The following is a 26,993-nucleotide window of genomic DNA, read 5'->3' as shown; positions in this document are numbered from 1 at the left end:
GGGTCGGTCAGGGCTTACCCGGATGTCTGCGACCGGTGCGGTCCCTCAGACTTGACCGGTGGACGTCATCGAGGCATACCTGGACCGGTTGTCCCGGTCGCTGGTGGGGCCGGGCCGATGCCGGCGAGACCTGGTAGCAGAGGCTCGGGACGGGTTGGTCGACGCCGCCGAGGCGTACCAACGGGCCGGCACACCCGAGGGTGAGGCGAGGCGGCGGGCGGTGGCCGACTTTGGCTCTTCCGACGAGATCGCGGCGGCGTTCCAGACCGAGCTCGCACTGTCGCAGGCGCGCCGGGCGGTGCTGCTCGCGGTGGCCCTGCTCACGGCCCAGCCGTTGTTGTGGCAGGCGGCGGGGGCGTTGCTGCTGGGCTCCGGGACGGCCCGTTGGCCCGGCGGGTACGCGGTGCTCGATCAGGTGCTGAGTTGGCTGGGGACGGCGACCGTCCTGGCCGCGGTCGCGGCGTTGGTCGCCAGTGGGGCGGCGACTCGGCGGTGGGCGCCGGCGGCGCTCGCCCGCGGGCTGGGCTGGGCGGTGCTGACCGCCTGCGTGGTCTTCGGAGTGCTCGGCGCGGCGATGACCGTGGTCGCTCCGGGCGGGTTGGTAGTCAGCGTGGCGCTCTCCGTCGGGCTGCTGCTGGTGCCGCTGCTGGTGGTTGCCCGCTCGGCGCGGCGCGCTCTCGTCGCCGGTTAGCCGGCGCCGGCCGGGCCGGCTCGGAGCACCCCCTCGACCACGGTGCTGAACTCCCGCCACTGGGTCCGCTCCGCGCGGAGTGCGCGGGCACCGCCCTCGGTGAGCTGGTAGGTCCGGCGCTGGCGGCCACCGACGGTGCTCCAGTCGCTGCGAAGGTAGCCGGCCCGTTCCAGCCGACGCAGCGCCGGATAGAGCGTGCCGGTCGGCAGGTCGAGCGCTCCGCCGCTGCGCGCCTGTAACGCCTCCATGATCGCGTAGCCGTGCCGGGGCTGGTGCTCCAGCACCGCCAGAATCATCGCGTCGAGATGGCCGCGCAGCAGATCGGGCTTCATGTAGCCAGCCTACCTGTAGAGTGCTAGAGTAGCCAGCCTACATGTAAGCAACCTACAAGTAGGGACGCCATGCGACGCATCCCCATCCTCATCGCGAGCGCATTAGCGCTGGTCCTGCTCGGCGGCGCCGCGCTGGCGGGTGCCGGCGCCTGGACCTGGCAACGAGCCGTTCTCGACACGACCGGCCAACTCGCCTTCGACCAGCCGCTGGCCATCCCGCCGCTGCTCGAGGGTGAGCTCGACGACGACGGGCACCGGGTCTTCGACCTCGCCGCCGGCGTCGGCCAGCACGACCTCGGCGGCGGCCCCATGGAGACCTGGGGCTACAACGGCGACTACCTCGGCCCGACGCTCCGCGCCAGCCGCGGCGAGCAGGTCACGGTCAACATCGACAACCAGCTCCCCGACCCCACCACCGTGCACTGGCACGGGATGGGGCTCCCCGCCGCGATGGATGGCGGCCCGCACACCGCCATCGGGCCCGGTGAAAGCGCGGCCCCCAGCTGGCGCATCGACCAACCCGCCGCCACCTTGTGGTACCACCCCCACCCACACGGCGAGACCGAACAACAGGTCTACCGCGGCCTCGCCGGACTCTTCCTGATCGAGGACGAGCCCGGCGCCGCGCTGCCGCTGCCGGACGAGTACGGCGTCGACGACATCCCCGTCGTGGTGCAGGACAAACAGTTCGACGACGGGGAGCTCGACGCCTCCGCCAACTTCCTGAGCGGGGTGGGCATCCTGGGCGACTCGATCGTGGTCAACGGCACCCCGTCGCCGTACCTGGATGTGACCACCGAGCGGGTCCGGCTGCGGCTGCTGAACGGATCCACCGCCCGCAGCTACGACTTCGGCTTCGCCGACGACCGTCGGTTCGCACTGATCGGAACCGACGGCGGCCTGCTCAGCGAGCCCCACCACACCACCCGGGTCATGCTCTCCCCCGGTGAACGGGCGGAGCTGGTGGTCGAGCTGGCGCCTGCCGAGACGGCCACACTCCGCAGCTACCCACCTGAGCTGGGCGTCAACGCCTATGGCAGCCGCTTCGGCGGCGGCGACGACACCCTCGACATCTTGCAGCTGCGGGCGGCCGACCAGCTGGCGCCACGCCCGGAGGTGCCGACCGACCTGGTCGAGGTGCCCCGGCTGGACCCGGCCGAGGCGGTGGCGACGAGGTCGCTACAGCTGGGCGGAAGCCACATCAACGGCCAGCGGATGGACATGTCGCGGATCGACTTCGCGGTCACCGCCGGCAGCGTCGAGGTATGGCGGGTGCAGAACGCGGACGGCACTCCGCACAACTTCCACATCCACGACGTGCAGTTCCAAGTACTCTCCGTCGGCGGCGCCGGGCCGCCGCCGGAGTTGGCCGGCTGGAAAGACACCGTCTATCTACCCGCGGGGGTGAGCTTCGAGCTGATCGCACGCTTCTCCGACTACCCCGACCCCGACATCCCGTACATGTTCCACTGCCACCTGCTCCGCCACGAGGACGACGGCATGATGGGCCAGTTCGTGTTGGTCGAGGAGGGGCAGTCGGCCGGTGACCTCGACCAGCACGAAGATCACGGGCACGGCCACCACGATGGCCACGGAGCTAACCACGACCACGATCAGCAGTGACCGAATCGCACAGTGCATCTACTCTGGAGAGGTGACCACTTATTACCGGGACAGCCAGGTACGGGTCACCGACCGCGCGATCGAGGTCGGCCCGCGGGTCTTCCCGACCGACGAACTGACCTACGTCTGGCACGAACGGGGCCGCCCGACCCTGGAGACCACCACCCGCCGGTTCGCCCGGTTCGGCCTGATCGCGATCCTGACCGTGCCGGTGTTCATCGGCGGGGTGCTGGCGGCGGGTTTCATCGCCCGCGAACACGGGATCGCGGCGCAGATCGGGCTCGCGGTGGCGCTGGTCGGGCTCGGCGTGGTGCTACTGATGCTGCTCGCCCCGCTGCTCGAATTCCCGATGATGGCGCTGGAACGCTCCTACGACCGGGGCACCTCGGTGCACGAGATCTGGGTCCGGTGGCGTCACCAGGATCTGCTCCTTTACCGCACCGACAACGCGGCCCGGTTCGGCGCGATCTACCGCGCCATCCAGCGGGCGGTCGAACGGGAAGAGGTGTGACCGGGCAGGGTCAGGGGCGTCTCCGGGCGCTCAGCCGGTGATGGTGATCCGGTCCAGCGAGGGCGCTAGGCCGGCCGGGTTGCCGATCTGCACCTCGTTCGCGCCGGCCGTCAGCGTTATCAGGAGGCTCACCTCACCGACCTCCCGACCGGTGGCGAGCCCGGGGAACTCGACAATGATCGGTTCGTCGCCGTTGACGGTGACCGCGGCGCTGCGGTCCTGCGGCGCCACATAGTAGATGGTCAACTCGTACTCGCCCGGGTCCTCGACCCGAATGTCCAGGAAACGCACGTGACTGTCGCGGTGCCGACCGATCGAACCCACCACCGCCCCGCCGGAGGCGTCGGGCAACGGGAAGATCTGGACGAAGCCGCTCAGCTCGGCGTGCTCCGCCTCGTAGTTGCGCACCACCGGGGAGCGCGCCGGGCTGGCGGGCGCCTCGCTGGTCGGGCTGGACTCCACCGCCGCGGACGGAACGGTCGACGGGGAGGCGGTCGGCTCCGGCGGCGGCGCCCCGGTGGCCGGTTGCGGCGGTGAGGGCGGCACCGGCACCGGCCCACCGGCGGTCGCCTCTACCGCTTCGGGCGCCGCCCGGCCGGCCGGCGCCGCCGGGGCGAACCGCTCGCTCGGCACCGTCGCGGCGAACGCCCCGCCACCGACCAGCACCGCACCGGCGGCCAACGCGGGGAGCGCCAGCCGTCGATAACCACACCATCGGCCGGGGACCCGACGATGCCCCCGGTAACCACGGACCGGCGCGGCCACCGAAGTGCCGCGCCGGCTCCGCCCGTGCGAGTGGCGTTCGTCGCCCATGTACGCCTCTCGGTTGCGCTCTCGTCTCATCCCGTCGCCGCCGCCTCACCCACCGCCGGCAACGGCGCACGTCGATGCGATCTTACCCCCAGCAACCGACTCCCGGGCCGCGGGTGTGACGGAGAACGCGCTCAGCGCACCCCGGCGACGGCCCCCTCCGCGCCCCCGCGCCAGACCGAGCCCACCTCAGTAAAGCCTGCGCTACGAAGCGCCGTCAGGTGCCACGACAGCGGCGGGAAGGATTCCGAGGAGCGGTGCTCGATCTCGAAGATCTTGGCCCGCTCGGCCGCTAGCGGCCCCAGCACCGGATCGTTCGCCACGTGCTCCCACCAACCCTGCCAGGACAGCACCGCGCCCGCTGCCCACCGGGCATGCCGCCGCTCGCGCGCCCGTTGCTCCAGTCGCTCGGCGAGGCTGGGTAGCCCGTCGTCGATGATGTGGTCCACATTGGCAAAGACTCCGCCGGGCCGGAGCACCTGCCACGCCTCCGCGTAGATCTCGGCGACCCGCTCGGCCGGGAACCAGTGCAGTGCGGTGGCGGTCAGCACGGCGTCGTACTCCCGGTGAGGTAGCGCCGCCAGCCAGTCCGGGTCGGACAGGTCGGCGCTCACCACCGAAGCGCCGCCCGGCAGTGACGCGCGGGCGATGGCGAGTAGCACCGGGTCGATGTCGACCACCGTGGTGACCACATCGGGGAACCGCTGCCGGACCCGCAGCGAGAGGGAACCCGGGCCGCCGGCCAGGTCGAGCACCCGCATCGGTTGACCGCCGGTCACCGCATCCACCACATCCAGTAACGCGGAGAAGCGTTGCTCGCGGTCGGGCATGAAGGCTTCCTGCTGTCGATCCCAGCTCTCGTGCCATGCGACAGGGTCGATGTCGTAAGGAGTCATAGGTCTTAGGCTAGTTACCGGCCGACGGGTCCGACAACCCGGGGCCGGCGCGTCGGCAAAGGTCGATTACGAATCGTCACCAGTGCTCTACAGCTAAATGTCCGCTAAGCGCGCTATGCCACCACGACCAGCCCCGCAAGCATCGGTTGTTCGATATTTCTCGACCAGAAGGTCTTCCGGGTTTTGGCTTTTCGTCCTACCGTCGCGCTATGAAGCTCGAGCTGCGGCATCTGCGGATCGTGTGCGCGATCGCGGACACCGGCAGCATCACTAAGGCAGCCGCCGCGCTGGGGCTCGCGCAGCCTGCTTTGGCCGCCCAACTTAAACGGATCGAGCGGGCGATCGGCGGCCAACTATTTGAACGCGACCGGCACGGCGCCCGCCCTACTCCGCTCGGTGAACTCATGCTCACTCGAGCCCGGATCCTGCTACCCGCGATCCAAGGGCTGGAGGATGAGGCCGCCCGGCTCGCCAGCACCGCCGCGACGACCATGAAGGCCTACCGGATCGGCACCGTAAACGGCCCGATCCTCAGTGGATTGATGCAGCGGCTCACCTCCGAGTACCCCGATGCCGTACTGTCCACACACACCTCATGGGAGGCCTCCGAGCTAGCGGAGATGCTCGCTACCGGCCGGCTCGACTATGCCCTCGTCGGCGCCTGCGGCAGCTCCTCGCCGCCGACCGCCCTCGGCTCCGGCGCCGAACGGGACCTCGCCTGGCACGTCGTCGCGGTGGACGCCGTCTTCATCCTCCTGCCCGAGGACCATCCACTCGCCGGCCAGCGCGAAGTCGACCTCAGCGATCTCGCCGACGCGTCCTGGGTGATGACCCCCGGCGACGGGTGCTTCCGAAGCTGCTTCGCCGCCGCCTGCGCCCGGGCCGGTTTCACCGCCCGCGACATGTATGAGGGCGATGTCCGCACCTGTGTGGAGCTGGTAGAGGCGGGCACCGCGATCGCACCCTGCCAGTCGAGCTTCCGACCACCGCCCGGGCTGGTCTCGGTACCGATCGCCGGCACTCCGCTGCACTGGCGACATCTGCTCGGGTGGCACCCGGAGACACCGGCTTCGCAGCACGCCGACCGGATCGCCTACTACGCCGTCGAGGCCTATCAGGACGCCGTTGAGCGACTACCCCGCTACGCGGAGTGGCTCAGGCGGCAGCCGCAGTTCGGCGCACAGCCACTCGCCGCAGCTAAGCCACTATCTACTCAGTGATATGACCGGGGTGGTATCTCCCTCGATCAGCCATGCCTGCATACCGTGAAGTCACCCCACGGTTCAACCGTTCGTCAACAGTTAGGGGACCATGATGGACCAGAGATTCGCCAAACGGCTCGGAGCAGTTACCGTTTCGGCCGCCTTCGCGGCCGCACTGCTCCCAGCAGCCGCTGGCGCCACCGAGGCTGGCACGGCCGACGAGGCCGGCACCTTCACCGGCTCCCCCGAGATGCTCACCGCGGTCGAGCGCGACCTGGGCCTCACCGCCGGAGCGGCCCAGCAGCGCTTCGATACCGAGTTCGCAGCCAGCCAAACCCTCGAACAACTCGCCTCCGACCTGGCCGACGGCTACGCCGGCGGTTGGGTCACCGACGACCAGCAGCTGGTGGTGGCGGTCACCGACGACGCCAGCGCCGAGCAGGTGCGGGCCGCCGGCGGGGAGCCACAACTGGTCAGCCACAGCGAAGCCGAGCTGAACAGCGTGATGGCCGACCTCGACGCCGCACCCACCCCGGATGCCGACGAGGTCTACGGGTGGCACGTCGAGGTCACCAGCAACCAGGTGGTGGTGCAGGCCGCCCCGGACGCGGTCGCCGAGGCCACCGCATGGGCCGAGGAGGCTGGGGTCGACGCGGTAACGGTCGAGCCCACCGAGGAGGCGCCGGAGCCGCTGTACGACGTGATCGGCGGCGATGCCTATTACCCGGGCGCCAGCCGCTGCTCGGTCGGCTTCTCGGTCGCCCCCGCTGGCTTCGTCACCGCCGGCCACTGTGGCGGTGTCGGCACCAGCACCAGCGGGTTCAACAACGCCGCCCAGGGCACCGTGCAGGGCTCCAGCTTCCCCGGCAACGACTACGGCTGGGTCTCGGTGAACAGCAACTGGAGCACGCAGCCGCTGGTCAACCAGTACAACGGCAGCGCGGTCACAGTGGCGGGCGGCCAGGCCGCCGGGGTCGGGTCGGCGGTGTGCCGGTCCGGATCCACCACCGGCTGGCACTGCGGCGAGATCACCCACCTCAACCAGACCGTCAACTACGCGGAAGGCACCGTGACCGGACTGACCCGGACCACCGCCTGCGCTGAGCCCGGCGACTCCGGCGGCTCCTGGCTCGCCGGCAGCCAGGCGCAGGGCGTGACCTCCGGCGGCTCCGGCAACTGCTCCACCGGTGGCGTCACGTTCTTCCAGCCATTGCAGCCGATCCTCAGCGCCTACGGATTGTCGCTAGTGACCAGTTAACCCCAGAGACCAGATAATTGGTCTAGACACTGGGGAACACTCCTCCGTTTAACCAGCGTGGCGGGGGCGGCGCAGCCGCCCCCGCCACGCTGTTGTGGACGCGGACCGGCTACTGCGTCGCCGCGGTATGACCCGAACGGTATGTACCCCGATCGGACAGGCCCGCATAGCGTACGAGTACCCCCGGGGAGGTCGAACTCCCTAACTTTCCCCCTGTAAGGAGACCCCCAGTATGGACCGACGTACAGTGTCTAGATTAGCTGCGGTGGCGCTATCCGCGGGCATCGCGGCCGCGTTGGCTCCGGCCGGCGCATCCGCCAGCCCGGGCCTCGGCGCCGCGGCCCCCGACGACGCCCCGCTCGGCGACGCCACCATGCTCGCCGCCATGGAACGGGACCTGGGTCTGAGCAACGACGCCGCCCTGGAGCGGCTCGCGCTCGACTTCGCCGCCACCGAGACCGAGGTGGAGCTCCGGGACAGCCTCGAATCGATCGGCGGCGCCTGGATCGACGGCGACCACCTCGTGGTGGCGGTGACCGACCAGGCCGAGGCGACCACCGTCCGGGCCGCGGGCGCGGTGCCGCGGCTGGTCACCCACACCGAGGCGCAGCTCGACTCGGTGATGACCACGCTGGATGGTGTGACCACGCCAGACGCTAGCGAGGTCTACGGCTGGCACGTCGATGTCGTCACCAACCAGGTCGTGGTGCAGGCCGCGCCGGGTGCCGACGCCGTGGCGGAAGCCTGGGTCGAGGAGGCCGGGGTCGACGCGGCGACGGTCCGGGTGGAGACCACCTCCGAGGCCCCGGAGCTGCTGTACGACATCATCGGCGGCCAGGCCTACTACCCGGGCAACAGCCGGTGCTCGGTCGGCTTCGCGGTCCAGCCGCGTGGCTTCGTCACCGCCGGCCACTGTGGCGGTGTCGGCACCAGCGTCCGCGGGCACAACCAGGTCGCGATGGGCACCGTGCAGCGGTCGAACTTCCCCGGCTCCGACGCCGGCTACGTCGCCGCCAACACCAACTGGGTGCCCCGGCCGTGGGTGACTCAGTACAACGGCAGCAACTGGGTGGTCCGCAGCTCGCAGGTGGCCGCTATCGGCGCGGCGACCTGCCGGTCTGGTTCGACCACCGGCGCCCACTGCGGCAACATCACCCACCGCAACCAGACCGTCAACTACGCCCAGGGCAGCGTGAGCGGCCTGACCCGGACCACCGTCTGCGCCGAGCCGGGCGACTCCGGCGGCTCGTTCGTGGCCTCCGGCATCAGCGCCCAGGGCGTCACCTCCGGTGGCTCCGGGAACTGCTCCTGGGGCGGCGTGACGTTCTTCCAGCCGATCAACCCGATGCTGAGCTCCTACGGGTTGACCCTGGTCACCGGCTGACGCTGGTTACCTGACCGACCGCTGATCGGGGCGGGCGCCATCGGCGCCCGCCCCACCCGGCTGCCTGAGGATGGCGCCGGCGCCGGGGACGGCAGAGCCCTCCGGCACCGCAGTCGCCGCCACATCGGTCCGCAGCCGCGGCAGGGCGGTCGGATGAACCCGCTGCAGCCACCCGATCAGCTGCTCCCGGACCAGGCACCGCAGCTGCCACTGCGCCGAACTGTCCCGGGCGCTCACCAGCGCCCGCACCCGTACCGCGTTGCCGGTGCCGTCGATCACCTGCAGGCCGCACTCCCGCCCATCCCATAACGGCGTGTTCGAAAGGACCCTGCGTAACTCCGCCCGCATCTCGTCGAACGGCACCGACCAGTCCACATCGAGCTCGACCGTACCGAGCAGCTGCCGCTCCGACTTGGTCCAATTCTCGAACGGTGTGGTGGTGAAGTACGAAGTCGGCAGGATCAGCCGCCGCTCGTCCCAGATCTTGAGGACTACGTGCCGCAGGGTGATCTCCTCGATCCAGCCCCACTCCCCCTCGACCACCACCACATCGTCGAGGCGCAGCGAGTCGCCGAACGCGACCTGCAGCCCCGCGAAGAAGTTGCTCAACATGCTCTGCGCCGCGAGCGCCGCGACGATACCCACCAGGCCGGCCGACGCCAGCAGGCTCACCCCGACGGTGCGGACACTCTCGAAGGTGATCAGCATGATGCCGCCCGCCACCGTGGAGACCACCGCGAGCGTCACCCGGTGCGCCACTTTGAGCCGGGTCCGGATCCGCCTCGCGACCAGTGGATCCCGCCCCTCCAGCCGAAGCCGGCGCAGCGCGGTGTCGGTCAGCACGTTCAGCAACGCCACCGCCAGCCAACCCCCGGCCGCGATCAGCCCAAGCAGGAGACCGTGCAGCACCGGCTCGTGCCACGGCTCGTCGGCGAGCAGCCACAGCGTGAGCCACCAGGCCAGCAACGCCGCCGCCACCTGCGCCGGGCGGTACGCACGGCTCACCAGGTCACGCGCGAGGGTGGAGCGACGACCGAGGAACCGCAACAGGCGGTGGCCGATGAAGACGAGCACCAACGCCGCCAGGGTCGCGAGCATCGGAACGAACAAGTCAGCCAAGAACGTCAGCATTCGGGTTCGCCACCTCTGCTCCACCTCGACGCCCGGAACCACCGGCAGGTCATTGCAACACAGCGGCAGCCCACCCGGTGGGGCTAGGTCGATGGCCGGCAGGTGTAGCCGGTGACGGCGGTCTAGGAGCCGTCGCTGATCTGGTGGTACGCCCCGGTAGGCGCGTCCAGCAGCACCGAACGGAACTCGCGCTGGTGCAACACGCCACCCAGCCGGTGGTCACCCCGCATCAGCTCGATACCGGTGTAGAGCTCGACGCTGTCCCACTGACCCAACACGTGGGCCTGCCCGAACATCGGTCGGGAGATGCCCGGATCGTCCGGGCTGGTTCGCTGCCAGAGCAGCGTGCCGTTGTCGCTGACGTCGGTGACGGACAACCCCGCCTCGGTCGCTTCCAACCGGACATGGACCGGGCTGACCCAGGCGGCGGCGGCCGGGTGCAGCCACGGCGCTACCGAGACCGTCTCCGGTTCATCGTCGGTGCTGCCGACCGCCACCGGGTGCCCATCCCGGACTACCAACCGGCGACGCGGCAGCTCTTCGACCACGATCGACACTGAATATGCCGGCGGGCGCGGACCGAGCTCCGTCATCGGCTCATCGTGGCGGGGGCACACGACGGTGTCGCCGACGAGTTTCGGCGCCGGTTGGCCCCGCCGCCGGAGCTCGCCGAAGGCCGGACAGTCAAAGGAGTGGCAACGCCACTCTCGACGCACCGCCGCTGCGACCGATTCCGGGTGCGCCGGATCGGTTCCGAACCGGCGCCAGGAGATCCGGGTTCTCACTGCCGGTACCGCGCTTGCGAAGCCGGTCCCCGGCGGCTGCGCCGCAACCTGCTCCGGCTCCGTCGCCGCGTCGTGCGTACCCACCGCGTTGTCAGTAGCCTCCGCGTTGTCAGTAGCCTCCGCGTTGTCAGTAGCCTCCGCGTTGTCAGTAGCCACCGCGTTGCCAGTAGCCTCCGCGTTGCCAGTAGCCACCGCGGACTCCGGGGCCGGGGCGGGAGCGGCCTCCGCCGGCTCGGGCACCTCGGTGGTCGCTGGCGATTCCTCGACATCGGTCCGCTCGGTGGTCTGACCATCGGTCGCCGCCCCGGCCGGCGGCGTCACCGTCGCGGTCACCGCCCCGACCGCCGCCGGCACCCGGTCGGCGACCGGGTCGAGCGGCAGGCCCGAGGGCGGCGCGGGTGCGGCGGCCGATGCCAGGGTCGCCGCCGAGGTCGACCCGGACGCCGCGGGCACGGCGGCGGTCGTAGTGGTGGTGGCGGCTGTCGGCGGCGCAGCCGCTTCCGACTTGGCGCGCTCCGGGGCGGCCGGCTCCGATTCAGCCGGCTCCGGGTCGGCGCTGCCGGTAGGCGAGGGCACCTCGGCCCGACCGACCGCAGCGACGGCCGCCGATGGCGACGGCTCGGCCTGCTCGGTGCCGATCAGCGGGACCAACGAAGCGACCCCGCTACCGGGGACCACCCGCAGCACTCGGCCGCCGGGGTCGGCGAGCCAGTCGTACTGCGCCGCCGGCACCGGTCGCGCACCCAGCAGAATCAGTGGCAGGCCCGTGAGGTTGGCGATCTCCAGGACCCGATCGGCGGCCCCGGCGGTGACCTCGATCAGCCCGTCGTCTGCCCACCGGCCGAGCACCATCCGCTCCTTGGAGGTGAAGCCCTGCTCCGACAAGAGCGACCGCTCGATCACGCCGTAGAGCATCGCGCCGTCGTCGATGAGATACCGGGCCAGCGCGTCCACGACCATGCCGATCCGCACCAGGTTCACCGGGCGGCCACGATCGAGCTCCACCTGTCGGACCACCGCCCCGACATCGACCACGGCCTGTGCCCCGCAGATGTCGGTGGTCAGCCGCTGCTCGATCGCGTCCATCACCTGGGTCACTGTGAAACGCACGCCCCCACCATAAGGGCAAATCCGGATTCTGTGGTGTGCGGCGGTCCGTGGCGTTCTAGTTCTTCAATGGCCGGATCCGACCCTGGATCGGCACCGTGACCGACGACCGCCGGCCGGTAACACAGCTCGCAGCAGCCTAGCAGTCTTCTCCGAAAATTTTGTGAAAACATCATCGTTAGTCTGGTTTAGCAGCAATGATGAGGTTATGCCGACCAGCCCAGGACCCCACCGCCGCGCCTGGGCCCGAGCGACCGCGGTGCTCACCGCCCTCGGGGTGGCGATGCCGCTCGCCGCCTGCGCCACCGACGCCGGCGGCCCGCCCGTGATCAACCTCTACTACGCCCCGGAGCAGAATCTGCCCGAGGTCGTAGCGACCTGCAACGAAGCGGCCCAGGGCCGCTACCGAATCAACTATCAGGTGTTGCCCCGAGACGCCGACGAGCAACGGGTGCAGATGGTCCGGCGGCTCGCCGCCGAAGACAACGACATGGATGTCCTCGGACTCGACGTCACCTGGACCCAGGAGTTCGCCAGCGCCGAGTGGGTCCGGGAGTGGACCGGTGAGTACCAGACCGCGGCGGAGCAGGACACGTTGCCGGCAGCGGTGGAGTCGGCCCGGTACGAGGACCGGCTGTACGCCGCCCCGAAGAACACCAACGTGCAGCTGCTCTGGTACCGGACCGACCTGGTCGACGAGCCGCCCGCCACTTGGGACGAGCTGATCGAGGCCGCCCAGGAGCTACGCGACCAGGGCCAGCCGTACGAGATCATCACCATGGGTGCGCAGTACGAGGGCCTGGTGGTGCTCTTCAATACCCTGACCGCCTCGGCCGGCGGCGAGATCGTCGACGAAGAAGGCACCGAGGCGGTGGTCGACGAGGGGGCGGTCCAGGCGCTGGAGCTGCTGCAGCGGTTCGCCACCGCCGGGGTGACCAGTCCGGCGTTCAGCAACGCCATGGAGGACGAGGCGCGGCTGGCCTTCCAGACCGGCGACGCCGCGTTCCAGCTGAACTGGCCGTTCGTCTACCCGGCGCTGCAGGAGGACGCCCCGGAGCTGGCCGCCGATGTCGGTTGGGCGCCGTACCCGGCGGTCGACCCGGACCAGCCCGCGCGGGTCACCGCCGGCGGCTACAACCTGGCGGTCAGCGCCTACTCCCGGTACCCGGCGGAGGCGTTCGAGGCCGCGTTGTGCCTGCGTAATCCGGAGAATCAGCTCTTCTCCGCGGTAAACGACGGGGTGCCGCCGACGATCGAGAGCGTCTACGACGAGCCGGAGCTGGCGGAGGCGTACCCCATGCGCGACGTCATCCTCGACGAGCTGCTGGATGCTTCGAACCGGCCGTTGACGCCGGCGTACCAGAACGTATCGACGGTGATCGCGACGACGTTGTCGCCGCCGTCGGAGATCGAGCCGGCGGCGACCGCGCAGCGGCTGCGGGAGCAGATCCAGGATGCGCTGGACTCCCGTGGAGTCCTGCCATGACCGCACCCAGTTCGCAGCCGGGCGCCGAGGCGGTACGCGTACAGACCGGCGGCGCGCGGCGGCGGCGTCCGGCGCGCAGCGAGGGCGCCGCGGCCGAGCGGCGGCTTGGTTGGCTGCTCTGCGCCCCGGCGGCCGTGGTCATGGTGGCGGTCACCGGGTACCCGATTCTGTACTCGGTGTGGCTCTCATTGCAACGCTACGACCTGCGGTTCCCGGATGATCGCGAGTTCGTCGGCCTGGCCAACTACGGCACCGTACTGAGCAACGAGTTCTGGTGGAACGCCTTCTTCGTCACCATGCTGATCACCGTGGTCTCGGTGGCGATCGAGTTCGTGCTCGGGTTCGGCCTCGCGCTGGTCATGCACCGGACGCTGGTGGGTCGCGGGCTGGTCCGGACCTCCGCCCTGATCCCGTACGGGATCGTCACCGTGGTCGCCGCCTTCTCCTGGCGGTACGCGTGGACGCCGGGCACCGGCTACCTGGCGAATCTGTTCACCCCAGAGCAGGCGCCGCTGACCGACCGGGCCAGCGCGCTGGCGATCATCATCCTGGCGGAGGTCTGGAAGACGACGCCGTTCATGGCGCTGCTGCTGATGGCCGGGTTGGCGCTGGTTCCCGAGGATCTACTGAAGGCGGCGGCGGTTGACGGCGCCGGCGCCTGGCAACGCTTCGTGTCGGTGATGCTGCCGGTAATGAAGCCGGCGATCCTGGTCGCGTTGTTGTTCCGGACCTTGGACGCGTTCCGGATCTTCGACAACATCTTCATCCTCACCGGCGGGGCCAACGACACCTCGTCGGTCTCGATGCTGACATATACGAACCTGATTCAGGGTCTGAACCTGGGCATCGGCTCCACCCTGTCGGTACTGATCTTCATCACGGTCGCGATCATCGCCTTCCTCTTCGTCAAGCTGTTCGGCGCGGCAGCCCCCGGCAGCACCCAGGAGGGGGCTCGCTGATGGCCGCCTTCGGCGAGGTGACGACCGGACGGAAGTGGCGCTGGGGGTTGCTGGACGCGGCGGTGATCGCGTTCGCGCTCTTCCCGGTGCTGTGGATCGTCTCGCTGTCGTTCAAGACTCCCGCGACTATCGCCGACGGCAACTTCATTCCTCGAGAGTGGACACTCGAGAACTACCAGAACATCTTCGAGACCGCGCTGTTCACCCGCTCGCTGATCAACTCGATCGGGATCGCGCTGATCTCGACCGCGATCGCGGTGGTACTCGGGATGATGGCCGCCTACGCGGTGGCCCGCCTGGACTTCCCAGGCAAACGGGCGCTGATCGGTGTGTCGCTGCTGATCGCGATGTTCCCGCAGATCTCGCTGGTGACCCCACTCTTCGAACTGTGGCGCGACCTCCGCCTCTTCGACACCTGGCCAGGACTGATCCTGCCGTACATCACCTTCGCGCTGCCGCTGGCTATCTACACCCAGTCCGCGTTCTTCCGGCAGATCCCGTGGGACCTGGAGAAGGCGGCGAAGATGGACGGCGCCACCCAGGCGCAGGCGTTCCGGCGGGTGATCGCACCGTTGGCCGCACCCGGCGTGGTCACCACCGCCATCCTGGTCTTCATCTTCTGCTGGAACGACTTCCTCTTCGCCGTCTCACTGACCTCCACCGAGGCGTCGCGAACCGCACCAGTAGCGCTGTCCTTCTTCACCGGCGACAGCCAGTTCGAGGACCCCACCGGATCGATCTCGGCAGCCGCGGTGGTGATCACCATTCCGATCATCATCTTCGTGCTGCTCTTCCAGCGCCGGATCGTCTCCGGCCTGACCTCCGGCGCCGTCAAGGGATAGTAGGTGAGCCGACCATGGCCGAGATCGTGTTGAGCAGCGTCAGCAAGAAATTCCCCGATGGCACCATGGCGGTCGCCGAGGTAGACCTCTCCGTGGCGGACGGTGAGTTCGTCATCCTGGTCGGCCCGTCCGGCTGCGGAAAGTCGACGACGCTGAACATGATCGCCGGCCTGGAGGACATCAGCAGCGGGGATCTCTACATCGCCGGGGAACGGGTCAACGAGCAGGCCCCCAAAGACCGCGACATCGCGATGGTGTTCCAGTCGTACGCGCTATACCCCAACATGACCGTACGCGAAAACATGTCGTTCCCGCTGCGGTTGGCCAAGCTGGACAAGGCCACGATCGACGAGAAGGTGGCGGAGGCGGCCCGGGTTCTGGAACTTACCGAGTTGCTGGACCGCCGACCGGCGAACCTCTCCGGCGGCCAGCGGCAACGGGTAGCGATGGGCCGGGCGATCGTCCGGAGCCCGAAAGCGTTTCTCATGGACGAGCCCTTGTCCAACTTGGATGCCAAGCTGCGGGTGCAGATGCGCACGCAGGTGTCGCGGCTACAGAAGCAGCTGGGCACCACCACCGTCTACGTCACCCACGATCAGACCGAGGCGATGACGCTCGGTGACCGGGTGGTGGTGATGCGCGGCGGCCGGGTGCAACAGGTCGGCCCGCCGCAGGAGCTCTACGACCACCCGACGAACCTGTTCGTGGCCGGCTTCATCGGCTCACCGGCGATGAACTTCCTGGAGGCCCAGCTTGCGGAGGGCCGGCTGCGCAGCGTCCTCGGTGACCTGGTGCTCCCGGACCCGCTTCGGCGCCGGCTGGCCGCGGCCGAGGCTCCCCGCGACCTGATTCTGGGCGTTCGACCAGAACACTTCGAAGACGCCGAGCTGGTCGAGCCGGCGCAACGCCAGGAAGGACTGGTCTTCGAGAGCCGAGCCGACGTGGTCGAATCGATGGGCTCGGACAAGTACGTCTACTTCACGCTGGAGTCGGGGCGGGCCAGCGCGCGGGAGCTGGAGGAGCTCGCCGCCGACGCCGGCACCACGGATCTCTCCGCCGCCAGCACGCAACTGGTCACCCGGCTATCGGCGGAGTCGACCGCCCGCGAGGGTGAACTGGTGACGGTCTGGTTCAACGCCGAGAAGCTGCACCTGTTCGACCCCGAGTCCGGCCGCAACCTCTCGACCGGCCCCGAGCCTCCGCCCGAGCCTCCGCCCGAGCCTCCGCCCGAGCCTCCGCCCGAGCCTCCGCCCGGCCGATCATGAGCCAATCAACCGACTCACCGGGCGAGTCGTACCAGTACGCTCATGATCGGCCGGGTGGGGATCGGCCGGAGGAGGGTCAACCAGCGGCGGGAGCCGGACCTCGGCCCGCAGACCGGGCGCCGGGTCCGCCTCCACCAGTCGCACCGAACCACCGTGCCGGCGCACCAGCTCCCGGACGATCGCCAGGCCGAGGCCGGCCCCACCAGCGTCGCGATCCCGGGCGTCGTCGAGCCGGGTGAACCGGTCGAAGACCCGTTCGCGGTCCGCCGCCGGGATGCCGGGGCCGTCATCGGTCACCGTAATCAGCTGGTACGGGCCGGCTGGTGCGACCGCCAGCGTCACCCGCTGGGCGGCGTACCGGACCGCGTTGTCGAGCAGATTCGACACCACCCGCCGCAACGCCTCGGGTTCGCCGGCTGCCCACACCGGCGGGCCTTCCGTGTCGACCACCACCGAGCCAGCCGGGTACCCCCGGGCGACCTCCCGCAGTAGCTGCCCTAGCTCGACCGGCGCCACCGGTCCGGGATGCCGCGCGGTCTCGTCGGCGCGGGCCAACAGCAGTAGGTCGTCCACCAGCCTGCTCAACCGTTCGACATCGGTGAGCAGCTCGTCGGAGAGTTGGGACCAGTCAGCCGCGGCCGGGTCGCGCTGGGCCAGCCGCTGCGCCACCTCCAGCTGGGTGCGCAGAGTCGCCAACGGGCTACGAAGCTCGTGGGCCGCGTCGGCGACGAATGCCCGCTGCCTGACCCGGGCGCGCTCCAACCGGTCGAGCATGTCGTTGAGGGTGACCGCTAGTCGCCGGACCTCATCCCTGGATGCCGGCACCGGCAGGCTCGCCGGCCCTCCGGCCGCGGTGATCTCGGCGGCGCTGGCCCGCAGGCCCTCGACCGGTCGCAGCGCCGCTCCCACCACTCGCCACATCACCATCGCGAGCCCGGCCACCAGCAGCGGGAAGGCCAGTAGCAGGATGCCGCGGACCGCTGCGTAGCTGTGCCGCAGGTCCGACATGGGCTTCGCCACCAGCACTGTGACCTCTCCTGCGGCCGGGCTGCTCGCCGCCACCGCCACCACCCGGACGCTGCCGGCGACCCCCAGCCGGTCGCCGTCGACCATGGTGTTGCCGCCGGTACGGAGCTCCGCCAGCTCGTCGTCGCGGAGGATCGGCACCAGCCGGTCGGCGCCAAGCGAGGCGGCGAGCACTCGGCTCTGCCCGTCGACCACCTGCACCACCTGCTCCCCCGTAACCGGCACCGGCTCGGGCAGGGCTCCTGCTTGGACCAGCCGGGCGACGTCCGTGCCGGTCCGGTTCGCCTCAGAATCGACGCTGCGTTGCATTGTCATGGCGAGGACGGCGAGCATCACCAGCCCGCCGACCGCGAGCCCGGCCGCGAGCCCACCGACCGCCAACGAGGTGAGCCGGGTCCGCAGGCTGGCCCGCCGCCACCACCGCATGGTCACCCCTCCGTCACCGGTTGCGGCTGCGCCACCGGTTCGCTCACCAGGCGGTAGCCCGCGCCGCGTACGGTCAGCAGCCGTTCCCGGCCGAGCTTGCGACGCAGGTAGCCGATGTAGACCTCGACCGCGTTGGGGGCGGTGGCCACCGCCGAGTCCCACACGTGGTCCAACAGTTCGATCTTGGAGACCACCTCGCCCTGCCGGCGGATCAGGTACTCCAGGACCGCGAACTCACGGCTGGTCAGCACCACCTCGGCGCCCTGGCAGGTAACCCGCCGCCGGGCCGGGTCGAGGCTCAGGTCCCCGGCGGTGATCACCGCCGGGCGCTGCGGGGCGCCGCGCCGCAGCAGCGCCCGGAGTCGGGCCAGCAGGACCACGTACGAGAACGGCTTGGTCAGATAGTCGTCGGCGCCGACGTCGAGCCCATCGGCCTGGTCGTACTCGCCATCTTTGGCCGACAACATCAGCACCGGCACCCAGTTCGATTCGTCCCGGAGCGCCCGCACCACCCGATATCCCGACAATCCCGGCAGCATTACGTCGAGGATCACCGCGTCGTAGCTACCGTGCCGGGCCGCGTCGAGCCCGCTCGGGCCGTCCAGCGCCACATCCACGGCGAAGCCCTCCGCCTGCAACCCGCGCCGCAGCGCCCCGGCCAACCGGGCCTCGTCCTCCACCACCAGCAGTCGCACCCAGACAGCCTGGCACGGCCACCCCGCGACCAGCGACTCGCGGTACACCTGCGGTGCTTCTCAGCTACCGCACAGACACCAGTCGGCACCCTGGCAACCAGGCGCCCGGCGGGCGACGATGGGGGCACGAGTGAGGAGGTACGGCGATGAGCGTGTGGAGCAGGCGACCGGCGCTGCGGTGGCTGGTGCCGGCGACCGCGACGGCGATGGTGATCGGCGGCGGAGCCGCCGCGAACGCGATCGCGGCGACCGAGCCCGAGCTGCCCCCTCGCAGCGCCACCGAGCTACTGGTGGATCTGCAGACCGCCGAGGTGGATGGGTTCTCCGGCACCGTGGTGCAGACGATCGACCTCGGGCTGCCCGGGCTCCCGGAGACCGCCGGCCACGGCAGCGCCGACCTGGGCACGCTATGGTCCGGCTCCAATACCCTGCGGGTCTGGTATGGCAGCCCGGACCAGCTGCGGATCGCACTGCTGGGCACGCTGGGGCAGTCGGACATCATCGTCGACGGCGAGGACCTGTGGATCTGGGAGAGTCGGGAAAATCAAGCCTCCCACCGGCAGCTACCACCGTTCGGCGAGGCGGGCGGGCCGCAGGACACCACGCCCGGGCTCACCCCCCAGGCCGCCGCCGAAGCAGTGCTCGCCTTCCTCGATCCCACCACCGAGGTGACGACCGGCGGCACCGCCGAGGTGGCCGGTCGGGCCGCGTACGAGCTGGTGCTCTCGCCGCGCGATGACGAGTCGCTGTTCCGGGAGGTCCGGATCGCCATCGACGCCGAGCACAGCGTCCCGCTCGCGGTGCGGGTCTTCGGCGCCGCCGCCGACCCGGCGGTCGAGGTGCAGTTCACCCACCTCAGCTTCGAGCGACCCGACCCGGAGCAGTTCCGGTTCAACCCACCGCCCGACGCCACCGTGACCGAGGCGGAGCTGCTGCCGTGGGGTCCGGTCACGGGGCACGAGGGGCACGAGGGGCAGCCGTGGCCGGCCGCGACCGTGGTCGGCGAAGGCTGGGCGAGCGTGCTGGTGCTGGCCGTCCCGGAGGCGAAGCTGGACCAGGACGAGCTGGCGTGGCTGCTCGCCGGGCTACCTACGGTCAGCGGTGAATGGGGCAGCGGCCAACTGCTCACCGGCGACCTGTTCAGCGCGCTGCTCACCGACGACGACCGGTTCCTGATCGGAGCGGTTCCCCCGGAGCGGCTGGTGGCGGTGGCCGACGACCCAGCGGCAGCGTTGCCGGACCAGCCGTCACCGGAGTCCTCGGGAGAGCCGGAGTCCCAGGGAGAGGATGAGTGACCGAGCCTGACCAGGGTTGGGCGGTCCGGACCGAAGGGTTGAGCAAACGGTACGGCGGGCGGCTGGTCGTCGACGGCGTCGACCTGGCGGTCCCCCGCGGCAGCGTCTACGGATTCCTCGGGCCCAACGGTTCCGGCAAGACCACCACCATCCGGATGCTGCTCGGCCTGGTCCGACCCAGCGCCGGGCGGCACACCCTGTTGGCGGCCCCGATGCCGGAGTCCGCCGCAGCGGTGCTGCCCCGGGTCGGGGCGTTGGTCGAGGGGCCCGCCTTCCACCCGTACCTGTCGGGTCGAAACAACCTGCGCCGGCTGCTGCTAGCTGACCGGACCGCCGATCCGCGTGGCGGGTCTGACCAGATCGCCACCGCGTTGCGTCGGGTCGGGCTCAGCGCGGCCGGCAACCAGCGGTACCGGACCTACTCACTCGGCATGCGGCAGCGGCTGGCGCTGGCGGCGACCCTGTTACGCCCGCGCGAGCTGTTGATCCTGGATGAGCCGACCAACGGCCTCGACCCCCAGGGCACCCGGGAGGTCCGGGCGTTGATCACCTCGCTGGCGCGGGAGGGCACCACCGTGCTGCTCTCCACGCATCTGCTCGCCGAGGTCGAGCAGATCTGCAGCCACGTGGGGGTGATGCACCGGGGCCGGCTGGTGACCCAGGCACCGCTGCCACAGCTGCGTACCGCCACCGCCCGGCGGGCGCTGATCCAAACCGATCAGCCTAGCGAGGCCGGCCGGACCCTGCGGCGACTCGGCCTCACCGGGATCAATCTCGGCGAGGCGACCGCTGGTGGCGAACTCGGCGAGGTGGCGCCCGAGCGGATCGTCGCCGAACTGGTACGCGACGGGGTGCCGGTCCGCGGCTTCACGGTTGCGAGCCCGGGGTTGGAAGAGACGTTCGTGGCGCTCACCGGGGAGGGTTTCGATGTCAGTGGCTGAGGTCGCGCCCGCCCGAGGGTGGCCGCGGCTGCGCCTGCTGCGCGGCGAGCTGTGGCTGATCTTCGGCCGCCGCCGGAACTGGGCCGGCCTGGCGGTCCTGGCGGCGGTGCCGGTGGTGATCGCGGTGGCGATCCGGATCGCGGACCCGGTCGCGGGGGCGGGCGGGCCGGAGTTCTTCACCAGAATCACCGGCAACGGTTTCTTCGTGGCGCTGGCCGCGCTCAGCGCGTGCCTGACCCTCTTCCTACCGCTGGCGGTGGCGGTGATCGCCGGGGACGCCATCGCGGGCGAGGCCCACACCGGCACCTTGCGTTATCTGCTCACCGTGCCGGTGGGTCGGACCACCCTGCTGGCGGTCAAGGGCGTGGCGGTCGCCGCGTTCACGGTCACCGCGGTGCTGCTGATCGCGGCGGTCGGGCTGCTCGCCGGCGGGCTGCTGTTCGGTGGTGGCCCAGTGACGCTGCTCTCCGGCCAGCAGGTCGGGCTGGGCGGTGGGTTGTTGCGGCTGCTACTGATCTGCGGGTACCTGGGGGTGGCGCTGTGCGCCCTCGGGGCGGTGGGGCTGTTCGTCTCCACCCTCACCGAGCAACCGATCGGCGCCAGCATCGCCGTGTTGATGCTGACCATGGCGAGCTTCGTGCTGGACTCGATTCCGCAGCTGGCCTGGCTGCACCCGTACCTGCTGACCCACTGGTGGACCGCGTTCGGGGACCTGTTGCGCTCCCCGATCTACCTGCCCGACCTGCAGCGGGGCCTGCTCTCCGCCGGTGCCTACATCGTGATCTTCTGGACTGCGGCCTGGGCACGGTTCGCCGGGCGGGACATCACCAGCTGACGCGGGCCGCCGACCACGCCCGGCGCCGGCCGCGCCCGATCCGGCATCATGGGTGGTATGGCCGACTTCCCCGGACCCTCCGAGCTGGCGTCGCTGACCACCGAACAGCTCCGCGAGCGGGGCAGCCTCAAGTGGACCAAGTTCGGCCCGGAGACGATCGGCGCGTTCGTGGCAGAGATGGACTTCGGCACCGCGCCCGCGGTGCTCACCGCCCTGCACGAGGCGGTCGCGCGCGGCGAGTTCGGCTACCTGCCGCCGGCGCTGGCGGCCGACCTGGCCGCCGCGTGCGCAGACTTCCAGCACACCCGGTACGGCTGGCGGGTCGAGCCGGAGCTGGTCTTCCCGGTCTCCGATGTGCTCACCGGCTTCGAGCTGGTGATGCGCCACTTCTCCCCGCCGGATACGCCGATCATCCTGCCTACCCCCGCCTACATGCCATTCCTGACGCTGCCGCCGTTGCATGGCCGGCAGGTGCTGCAGACCCCGATGCGCTGCGAAGCCGGTCACTACACACTAGACCTCGACCGGTTGGCGGCGGCCTTCCGCGCCGGCGGACGACTGCTGGTGTTGTGCAACCCCGCCAACCCGGTGGGCCGCGTCTTCACCCCCGACGAGCTCGCCGCGGTCACCGAGCTGGTCGACCGGTTCGGTGGCCGGGTCTTCGCCGATGAGGTCCACGCGCCGCTCACCTATGCCGGGCACCGCCACACTCCGTACGCCATGACCTCGGCGGCGGCCGCCGCCCACACCATCACCGCGGTCTCCACCTCGAAGGCGTGGAATCTGCCCGGCCTGCGCTGTGCCCAGATTATCCTTAGCAACCCCGCCGACCGCGCCGCCTGGTCGGTGGTCGGGACCGGCGCGAGTACGGCTCCGGCCACCATCGGGGTCCCGGCCGCCACCGCCGCGTACCGCGCCGGCCGGTCGTGGCTGGACGGCGCGATCGACTACTTGGACCAGAATCGACAGCTGTTGGCGCAGCTGTTCGCCGACCAGCTGCCGCAGCTGGCGTACCACCCCCCGGAGGGCACCTACCTGGCCTGGCTGGACTGCCGCCGGCTCCCGGCGGCAGATGCGCCCGGCGAGTTCTTCGCCCAGCATGCCGCGGTGGCCCTCGTGGACGGTGCCGAGTGCGGCGAGGCCGGCCGTGGATGGGTAAGGATGAATATTGCGACGCCCGCGCCGATCCTCCACGAGATGGTCACCCGGCTGGCGCGCGCGGTTGGTGAGGACGCGGTAACGTGAGCCGCATGATCGTCGTAGTGGCTGCGGTGAAAGGTGGGGTGGGCAAGACGACCACCTCGGTGTACCTGGCGGCGCTGGGAGCAGGCCGGCGCTCCGCCACGATCGTGGATGTGGATCCGCAGGCGGCCGCCGCCGAGTGGGTCGAGTACTCAGGCGACGAGCGGCTCGCCAAGCTCAGCGTGGTGGAGGCCCCGACCGACCGGCTGGTCACCCGCGCGCTGGACCGACTGGACGAGGAGCATCTGGTGGTCGTGGACTGCCCACCAGCCAACGACCGGATGCTCGGCAAGCTGATCGACCGGGCGAGCGTGGTGGTGATCCCGACCCGGGTGGGCGGCATCGAGGCGCCCCGGGTGGAGACCGTGCTGGGGCTGGTCCCGGCGGGCACCCCGGCGGGCCTGGTGGTCACCTCCGCGCGCACCTTCACCCGCGACTACCAGGAGATGGTGGGCCACTGGACGGAGGCGCGGGTGCCGATCTGGGGGACCATCCCGGAGCGGGTCGGCATCGCCGCCGGGCCCACCCGGCCACTGCATGAAGATGGCCTGGCCGCCTACAAGAAGGTCTGGCGTCGGGTCCAGACCGCTGCCCGCAGCGCCGGCTGACCGGTCCGCGCCGTGGCGCCGACGAGCGCTGCCCCGCCGAGGGCGGCGCCCTTCGGCATCATAGGCTTCCCCTATGGTCAACGGCCTCGCCACCAGCATCATCGTCGCCGGGCTTCTGGTGGGCGGGTTCGCCGTGGTGACGGCGATGCTCGATCGCCCGCCGGGGCTGCTGCACCTGGCGGGACTCGCCGTGCTGGAGGGCCTGCTGGTCGTGCAGGCGATAGCCGCCCTGACTAATGTCTTCGCTGGTGAGCGGCCCGCCGACGGCCTGGCCACGTTCATCGGCTATCTGTTGACCGCGGTGTTGATCCCACCGTTGGCGGCGCTGTTGAGCATGGCCGAACGGACCCGGTGGGGCTCGGTGATCGTAGCCATCGCCGCGGGGGTGACCGCGGTGCTGGTGCTCCGGTTGCAGCAGGTGTGGAGTGGCTGAGCCGCGCCCGGTCGGCTCTGGTCCCGGCGCCGGACCGGCCGCCACCGGGACCGGCCCGGGTCGGCTGCTGGTGGCGGTCTACGGTCTGTTCGCGCTCTCCGCGGGCGCCCGCGCCGGGTGGCAGCTCGCCACCCGGTTCGAGGAGGCCCCGGTGGCGTACCTACTCTCCGCGCTCGCCGCGGTGATCTATCTGGTCGCCGCGATCGCGCTGGCCCGCGGCGGGCCGTCCGCCCGTCGGGTCGCGCTGCTGTGCTGCCGGGTGGAGTTGGCCGGGGTCCTGGTGGTAGGTGGCTTGAGTCTGGTGCTGCCCGATGCCTTCCCACGCGCCACGGTCTGGTCGGGTTTCGGGATCGGATATGGCTTCGTCCCGTTGGTGCTTCCGGTGCTTGGTTTGTGGTGGCTGTCCCGTACCCAGGACCGTTAGCCGGGCTTTGGGTTCCCACCGGACCGCGCCGCACCAAGGTTGTTATGGTTTCGTACTCCGGCTGGTCTAGGCGTAATTGGCTCGGCTGCAGCCTCCTCCGGTAAAGTAGAGCTTGGCGTCCGGGGGCTTGCCGGGTGCTGCTGACGGGACACACATCATGGCGGATGTGTCTTCCCCACCCCCAGGCAGCGCCGGTGTCGCGAGCCGCTCCCGCCTGGGCGGGCTTGAGGCGTGACCGCTGCACCCCTGGCGGTCTGCGTTGCCAACCAACGGAGAGGGAACTGTGTCTGCCTTACGTGCAGAGGGACTGTACAAAATCTTCGGTCGACGCCCCCGGGAAGTGGTGCGCCACCTCGAAGAAGGCGCCCCGCTGGAGGCGGTCAAGGAGCGGTTCGGCGCGACTTGCGCGGTTATCGACGCGAACTTCGAGGTGGCGCCGGGCGAGATCTTCGTGGTAATGGGTCTGTCAGGATCCGGAAAGTCCACGCTGATCCGGATGCTCAACGGCCTGCTGGAGCCAACGGACGGTCACGTCTACGTCGGCGACTCCGATGTCGCGGCGCTCTCCTCCGGCGCCCTGCGCTCGCTGCGCCGGGACCGGATGAGTATGGTCTTCCAACACTTCGCACTGCTGCCCCACCGGACGGTGCTGGACAACGCGGCGTACGCGTTGCGGGTTCGGGGAGTCGACAAAGCCACCCGGTATGAAAAGGCCGAAGCGGCGTTGGCGATGGTCGGCCTCGACGGCTGGGGCGACAAACTGCCCTCGCAGCTCTCCGGTGGCATGAAACAGCGGGTTGGGTTGGCTCGGGCGCTCGCCGCCGAGACCGAGATCATGCTGATGGACGAGGCGTTCTCGGCGCTGGACCCGTTGATCCGACGGGAAATGCAGGATCAGCTGCTGCGTCTGCAGAGCACCCTCAACAAGACCATCATCTTCATCACCCACGACCTCAACGAGGCGATGCGGCTCGGCGATCGGATCGCGATGATGCGGGCCGGCCGGATCGTCCAGGTCGGCACCGCCGAGGAGATCCTGCAGGATCCGGCGAACGACTACGTCGCCCAGTTCGTGCAGGATGTCGACCGTACCCGGGTGTTGACCGCCTCGTCGGTGATGGAGCCGGCCCGGTCGGTGGTCATCGACACCGGTGGCCCCCGGGCCGCGCTGCGGACCATGCGGGAACACCAGAGCCAGGCGGCCTACGTGGTCTCCCGGGAGCAGGAGCTCCGCGGCGTGATCCGGGACGAAGCCGCGCAGCGGGCGGTCAAGCAGCAGACGACCACACTGGACAGTGTATTGGACAAGCCGGCCACGGTATCCGCGAGCACGTTGCTCGCCGACGTGTTCGCCCCGTCAGCGGAGAGTCCGCTCCCGGTCGCGGTGGTGGACGACGATGAGCATCTGCTCGGGGTGATTCCACGGGCGACGCTGCTGACCGCGATGGCCACACTGGCCACCGACGCCCCACCCGAAGAATCCCCACCACCCGAGGGCGGCCCTGCCGCCGAGTCGTCCGCAGCGGCGGACGATGAGCGGCCGGACGTCATCGTGGAGCGACGGGAACCGGGCGGGAGCGCGTAGACATGGACAACTGGCGAGATTGGTTCGAGTGGTTCACCCTCGGCGACTGGGCGCGGGACGGCATCGAGTGGTTCATGGCCACCTTCTCGATGGTGCTCAACGTCATCCGCGACGGGCTCCTCAACGCCTACAACACGTTATCCACGGCACTGATCACCCCACCGTGGTGGCTGGTGATCCTGCTCGGCGGGTTGCTGACCTGGTTCGCGGTTCACCAATACCGAGGGCGGAGCTGGCCCACCTGGCAGATCGGGCTCGGCGCCGCCGGCGCGCTGCTGGTGGTGGACGTCGCGCTCTGGTACCTCCACCGCAGCAACGGTTTCACGCTGCTGGACAGCTACAACGGGCCGTACTCACTCCTCGACGTGGAGCGCGCCTCGTTCCTGCTGATGTTCCTCCCGCCGTCGTGGGTGATGATCCTGCTCTTGGCGGCGCTCGGCGGGGTCGCCCGCGGCGCGGTCTTCGGGCTGATCACACTCGGTGGACTGTTCCTCATCGATCTCATGGGACAGTGGAACAACGCGATGCAGACGCTGGCGATGGTGCTGGTGGCCTGCCTGGTGGCGACGTTGCTGGCGATCCCGATCGGGATCCTGGCGGCTCGGTCCCGAGCGGTCAGCCTGGTCGTCAAACCGGCCCTGGACCTGATGCAGACCATGCCGGCACTGATCTACGTGCTGATCGCGGTCTTCATGTTCCGGGTCGGGGTGGTGCCCGGCATGGTCGCCACCATCATCTTCGCGATGCCCCCGGCGATCCGGCTCACCGAACTCGGGATCCGGCAGGTCGACTCCGAGGTGGTGGAGGCCGGGCAGGCATTCGGGAGCCCGCCCTCTCGGATCCTCTGGCAGATCCAGTTGCCCTTGGCGCTGCCGACCATCATGGCCGGCATCAACCAGGTCATCATGCTTGCGCTCTCCATGGTGGTGCTCGCCGGTTTCGTCGGCGCCCCCGGGCTGGGCCAGCAGGTGTTGGCGGCTATCTCCCGCACAAACCTCAGCCTCGGTGTCGAGGCTGGCCTGTCCGTGGTGATCCTCGCGATCTTCCTGGACAGGGTGACCGCGGCCATCGGTGCCCGGTCGACCGTGGCGCGTCTACAACGCGCCGGGTGAACGAAACCACAATGATCACGAGATCATGACCCGATGAGGTGACCGATCTCCGAACGCGTCATGCGTCGGGTCGGCACCGAGGAGGATGA

General features: G+C 70.1%; 26 protein-coding genes. 19 read left to right on the top strand and 7 right to left on the bottom strand.

From position 1 onward, the window contains the following. Nucleotides 1–58 precede the first annotated feature (58 nt). Nucleotides 59–691, top strand: coding sequence for a permease prefix domain 1-containing protein (locus JQS43_RS05390; protein WP_239677956.1), 633 nt, complete (start codon nt 59–61; stop codon nt 689–691). On the opposite strand, the gene JQS43_RS05385 is transcribed toward JQS43_RS05390, so the two are convergent. Beyond that, nucleotides 688–1,023, bottom strand: coding sequence for a PadR family transcriptional regulator (locus tag JQS43_RS05385; RefSeq protein ID WP_239677955.1), 336 nt, complete (start codon nt 1,021–1,023; stop codon nt 688–690). The genes JQS43_RS05390 and JQS43_RS05385 overlap by 4 nt on opposite strands. Before the next feature lie 69 nt (nt 1,024–1,092). On the opposite strand from JQS43_RS05385, the gene JQS43_RS05380 reads away from it, so the two are divergent. Continuing rightward, nucleotides 1,093–2,646, top strand: coding sequence for a multicopper oxidase family protein (locus tag JQS43_RS05380; RefSeq protein ID WP_239677954.1), 1,554 nt, complete (start codon nt 1,093–1,095; stop codon nt 2,644–2,646). 31 nt (nt 2,647–2,677) lie between these two features. Further along, nucleotides 2,678–3,157 carry a DUF6232 family protein gene (locus JQS43_RS05375; RefSeq protein ID WP_239677953.1) on the top strand — a complete coding sequence of 160 codons (480 nt, stop codon included), beginning with the start codon at nt 2,678–2,680 and terminating at the stop codon, nt 3,155–3,157. 30 nt (nt 3,158–3,187) lie between these two features. Here JQS43_RS05375 and JQS43_RS05370 read toward each other — a convergent pair whose 3' ends face one another. Next, nucleotides 3,188–3,970: a carbohydrate-binding protein gene (locus tag JQS43_RS05370; RefSeq protein WP_239677952.1), complete on the bottom strand. Its 783-nt coding sequence runs from the start codon at nt 3,968–3,970 to the stop codon at nt 3,188–3,190. A gap of 131 nt (nt 3,971–4,101) precedes the next feature. Further along, entirely contained in the window at nt 4,102–4,863 is a 762-nt protein-coding gene (locus tag JQS43_RS05365; protein ID WP_239677951.1) for a class I SAM-dependent methyltransferase, read from the bottom strand. A gap of 209 nt (nt 4,864–5,072) precedes the next feature. On the opposite strand from JQS43_RS05365, the gene JQS43_RS05360 reads away from it, so the two are divergent. From JQS43_RS05360 to JQS43_RS05350, 3 genes are all read left to right on the top strand, one after another. Next, nucleotides 5,073–6,083 carry a LysR family transcriptional regulator gene (locus tag JQS43_RS05360; RefSeq protein WP_239677950.1) on the top strand — a complete coding sequence of 337 codons (1,011 nt, stop codon included), beginning with the start codon at nt 5,073–5,075 and terminating at the stop codon, nt 6,081–6,083. Between the two features lie 91 nt (nt 6,084–6,174). Next, nucleotides 6,175–7,323 (top strand): S1 family peptidase, encoded by a 1,149-nt coding sequence (locus JQS43_RS05355; protein ID WP_239677949.1) that lies wholly within the window; start codon nt 6,175–6,177, stop codon nt 7,321–7,323. 265 nt (nt 7,324–7,588) lie between these two features. Then, nucleotides 7,589–8,707: a S1 family peptidase gene (locus JQS43_RS05350; protein ID WP_239677948.1), complete on the top strand. Its 1,119-nt coding sequence runs from the start codon at nt 7,589–7,591 to the stop codon at nt 8,705–8,707. 6 nt (nt 8,708–8,713) lie between these two features. Here the strand turns inward: JQS43_RS05350 and JQS43_RS05345 are convergent, their stop codons facing one another. Then, nucleotides 8,714–9,838, bottom strand: a complete 1,125-nt coding sequence (locus JQS43_RS05345) for a mechanosensitive ion channel family protein (protein ID WP_239677947.1) — start codon at nt 9,836–9,838, stop codon at nt 8,714–8,716. A gap of 122 nt (nt 9,839–9,960) precedes the next feature. Then, nucleotides 9,961–11,733: a hypothetical protein gene (locus JQS43_RS05340; protein ID WP_239677946.1), complete on the bottom strand. Its 1,773-nt coding sequence runs from the start codon at nt 11,731–11,733 to the stop codon at nt 9,961–9,963. Nucleotides 11,734–11,938: 205 nt separating this feature from the next. On the opposite strand from JQS43_RS05340, the gene JQS43_RS05335 reads away from it, so the two are divergent. The 4 genes from JQS43_RS05335 to JQS43_RS05320 are packed head-to-tail and all read left to right on the top strand — an operon-like array spanning nt 11,939 to nt 16,282. Beyond that, the gene (locus tag JQS43_RS05335; protein ID WP_239677945.1) at nt 11,939–13,216 is read left to right on the top strand and encodes an ABC transporter substrate-binding protein; all 1,278 of its coding nucleotides are present in this window, start codon (nt 11,939–11,941) and stop codon (nt 13,214–13,216) included. Further along, nucleotides 13,213–14,175 carry a carbohydrate ABC transporter permease gene (locus JQS43_RS05330; RefSeq protein ID WP_239677944.1) on the top strand — a complete coding sequence of 321 codons (963 nt, stop codon included), beginning with the start codon at nt 13,213–13,215 and terminating at the stop codon, nt 14,173–14,175. The genes JQS43_RS05335 and JQS43_RS05330 overlap by 4 nt, the downstream gene beginning before the upstream one ends. Continuing rightward, the gene (locus tag JQS43_RS05325) at nt 14,175–15,017 is read left to right on the top strand and encodes a carbohydrate ABC transporter permease (protein ID WP_239677943.1); all 843 of its coding nucleotides are present in this window, start codon (nt 14,175–14,177) and stop codon (nt 15,015–15,017) included. The genes JQS43_RS05330 and JQS43_RS05325 overlap by 1 nt, the downstream gene beginning before the upstream one ends. Nucleotides 15,018–15,031: 14 nt before the next feature. Beyond that, a complete protein-coding gene (locus JQS43_RS05320) occupies nt 15,032–16,282 on the top strand; it encodes an ABC transporter ATP-binding protein (RefSeq protein WP_239677942.1) in 1,251 nt (416 codons plus the stop codon). On the opposite strand, the gene JQS43_RS05315 is transcribed toward JQS43_RS05320, so the two are convergent. Together JQS43_RS05315 and JQS43_RS05310 are read right to left on the bottom strand one after the other, a co-directional pair. Next, nucleotides 16,277–17,734, bottom strand: coding sequence for a sensor histidine kinase (locus tag JQS43_RS05315; RefSeq protein WP_239677941.1), 1,458 nt, complete (start codon nt 17,732–17,734; stop codon nt 16,277–16,279). The genes JQS43_RS05320 and JQS43_RS05315 overlap by 6 nt on opposite strands. A gap of 2 nt (nt 17,735–17,736) precedes the next feature. After that, nucleotides 17,737–18,429, bottom strand: a complete 693-nt coding sequence (locus JQS43_RS05310; RefSeq protein WP_239677940.1) for a response regulator transcription factor — start codon at nt 18,427–18,429, stop codon at nt 17,737–17,739. A gap of 146 nt (nt 18,430–18,575) precedes the next feature. On the opposite strand from JQS43_RS05310, the gene JQS43_RS05305 reads away from it, so the two are divergent. From JQS43_RS05305 to JQS43_RS05265, 9 genes are all read left to right on the top strand, one after another. Next, nucleotides 18,576–19,724 carry a LolA family protein gene (locus JQS43_RS05305; protein ID WP_239677939.1) on the top strand — a complete coding sequence of 383 codons (1,149 nt, stop codon included), beginning with the start codon at nt 18,576–18,578 and terminating at the stop codon, nt 19,722–19,724. Next, nucleotides 19,721–20,665, top strand: coding sequence for an ABC transporter ATP-binding protein (locus JQS43_RS05300; RefSeq protein WP_239677938.1), 945 nt, complete (start codon nt 19,721–19,723; stop codon nt 20,663–20,665). The genes JQS43_RS05305 and JQS43_RS05300 overlap by 4 nt, the downstream gene beginning before the upstream one ends. Next, complete coding sequence (locus JQS43_RS05295; RefSeq protein ID WP_239677937.1) at nt 20,652–21,500, top strand: ABC transporter permease; 849 nt, start codon at nt 20,652–20,654, stop codon at nt 21,498–21,500. The genes JQS43_RS05300 and JQS43_RS05295 overlap by 14 nt, the downstream gene beginning before the upstream one ends. A 57-nt stretch (nt 21,501–21,557) precedes the next feature. Next, entirely contained in the window at nt 21,558–22,745 is a 1,188-nt protein-coding gene (locus tag JQS43_RS05290) for a MalY/PatB family protein (RefSeq protein WP_239677936.1), read from the top strand. A 5-nt stretch (nt 22,746–22,750) separates the two neighbouring features. After that, nucleotides 22,751–23,350: a nucleotide-binding protein gene (locus JQS43_RS05285; protein ID WP_239677935.1), complete on the top strand. Its 600-nt coding sequence runs from the start codon at nt 22,751–22,753 to the stop codon at nt 23,348–23,350. A 73-nt stretch (nt 23,351–23,423) separates the two neighbouring features. Next, nucleotides 23,424–23,783: a hypothetical protein gene (locus JQS43_RS05280; protein ID WP_239677934.1), complete on the top strand. Its 360-nt coding sequence runs from the start codon at nt 23,424–23,426 to the stop codon at nt 23,781–23,783. Further along, a complete protein-coding gene (locus JQS43_RS05275; protein WP_239677933.1) occupies nt 23,776–24,207 on the top strand; it encodes a hypothetical protein in 432 nt (143 codons plus the stop codon). Before JQS43_RS05280 ends, JQS43_RS05275 begins: the two co-directional genes overlap by 8 nt. Nucleotides 24,208–24,490: 283 nt before the next feature. Then, nucleotides 24,491–25,792 (top strand): quaternary amine ABC transporter ATP-binding protein, encoded by a 1,302-nt coding sequence (locus JQS43_RS05270; RefSeq protein ID WP_239677932.1) that lies wholly within the window; start codon nt 24,491–24,493, stop codon nt 25,790–25,792. Between the two features lie 2 nt (nt 25,793–25,794). Beyond that, nucleotides 25,795–26,904 carry an ABC transporter permease gene (locus JQS43_RS05265; RefSeq protein WP_239677931.1) on the top strand — a complete coding sequence of 370 codons (1,110 nt, stop codon included), beginning with the start codon at nt 25,795–25,797 and terminating at the stop codon, nt 26,902–26,904. Nucleotides 26,905–26,993: the final 89 nt, after the last annotated feature.

Origin of the sequence: Natronosporangium hydrolyticum, assembly GCF_016925615.1 — a bacterium.
GTDB lineage: Bacteria > Actinomycetota > Actinomycetes > Mycobacteriales > Micromonosporaceae > Natronosporangium > Natronosporangium hydrolyticum.
The sequence above is the reverse complement of the archived record's forward strand: the minus strand, read 5'-3'. Positions and strand labels throughout refer to the sequence as shown.

What these genes read in the sequence shown, in the direction of transcription:
- JQS43_RS05385 (WP_239677955.1), bottom strand. Translation starts at nt 1,023, where the DNA reads ATGAAGCCCGATCTGCTGCGCGGCCATCTCGACGCGATGATTCTGGCG.
- JQS43_RS05380 (WP_239677954.1), top strand. Translation starts at nt 1,093, where the DNA reads ATGCGACGCATCCCCATCCTCATCGCGAGCGCATTAGCGCTGGTCCTG.
- JQS43_RS05370 (WP_239677952.1), bottom strand. Translation starts at nt 3,970, where the DNA reads ATGGGCGACGAACGCCACTCGCACGGGCGGAGCCGGCGCGGCACTTCG.
- JQS43_RS05365 (WP_239677951.1), bottom strand. Translation starts at nt 4,863, where the DNA reads ATGACTCCTTACGACATCGACCCTGTCGCATGGCACGAGAGCTGGGAT.
- JQS43_RS05360 (WP_239677950.1), top strand. Translation starts at nt 5,073, where the DNA reads ATGAAGCTCGAGCTGCGGCATCTGCGGATCGTGTGCGCGATCGCGGAC.
- JQS43_RS05355 (WP_239677949.1), top strand. Translation starts at nt 6,175, where the DNA reads ATGATGGACCAGAGATTCGCCAAACGGCTCGGAGCAGTTACCGTTTCG.
- JQS43_RS05345 (WP_239677947.1), bottom strand. Translation starts at nt 9,838, where the DNA reads ATGCTGACGTTCTTGGCTGACTTGTTCGTTCCGATGCTCGCGACCCTG.
- JQS43_RS05335 (WP_239677945.1), top strand. Translation starts at nt 11,939, where the DNA reads ATGCCGACCAGCCCAGGACCCCACCGCCGCGCCTGGGCCCGAGCGACC.
- JQS43_RS05330 (WP_239677944.1), top strand. Translation starts at nt 13,213, where the DNA reads ATGACCGCACCCAGTTCGCAGCCGGGCGCCGAGGCGGTACGCGTACAG.
- JQS43_RS05325 (WP_239677943.1), top strand. Translation starts at nt 14,175, where the DNA reads ATGGCCGCCTTCGGCGAGGTGACGACCGGACGGAAGTGGCGCTGGGGG.
- JQS43_RS05320 (WP_239677942.1), top strand. Translation starts at nt 15,032, where the DNA reads ATGGCCGAGATCGTGTTGAGCAGCGTCAGCAAGAAATTCCCCGATGGC.
- JQS43_RS05315 (WP_239677941.1), bottom strand. Translation starts at nt 17,734, where the DNA reads ATGCGGTGGTGGCGGCGGGCCAGCCTGCGGACCCGGCTCACCTCGTTG.
- JQS43_RS05305 (WP_239677939.1), top strand. Translation starts at nt 18,576, where the DNA reads ATGAGCGTGTGGAGCAGGCGACCGGCGCTGCGGTGGCTGGTGCCGGCG.
- JQS43_RS05295 (WP_239677937.1), top strand. Translation starts at nt 20,652, where the DNA reads ATGTCAGTGGCTGAGGTCGCGCCCGCCCGAGGGTGGCCGCGGCTGCGC.
- JQS43_RS05290 (WP_239677936.1), top strand. Translation starts at nt 21,558, where the DNA reads ATGGCCGACTTCCCCGGACCCTCCGAGCTGGCGTCGCTGACCACCGAA.
- JQS43_RS05285 (WP_239677935.1), top strand. Translation starts at nt 22,751, where the DNA reads ATGATCGTCGTAGTGGCTGCGGTGAAAGGTGGGGTGGGCAAGACGACC.
- JQS43_RS05280 (WP_239677934.1), top strand. Translation starts at nt 23,424, where the DNA reads ATGGTCAACGGCCTCGCCACCAGCATCATCGTCGCCGGGCTTCTGGTG.
- JQS43_RS05265 (WP_239677931.1), top strand. Translation starts at nt 25,795, where the DNA reads ATGGACAACTGGCGAGATTGGTTCGAGTGGTTCACCCTCGGCGACTGG.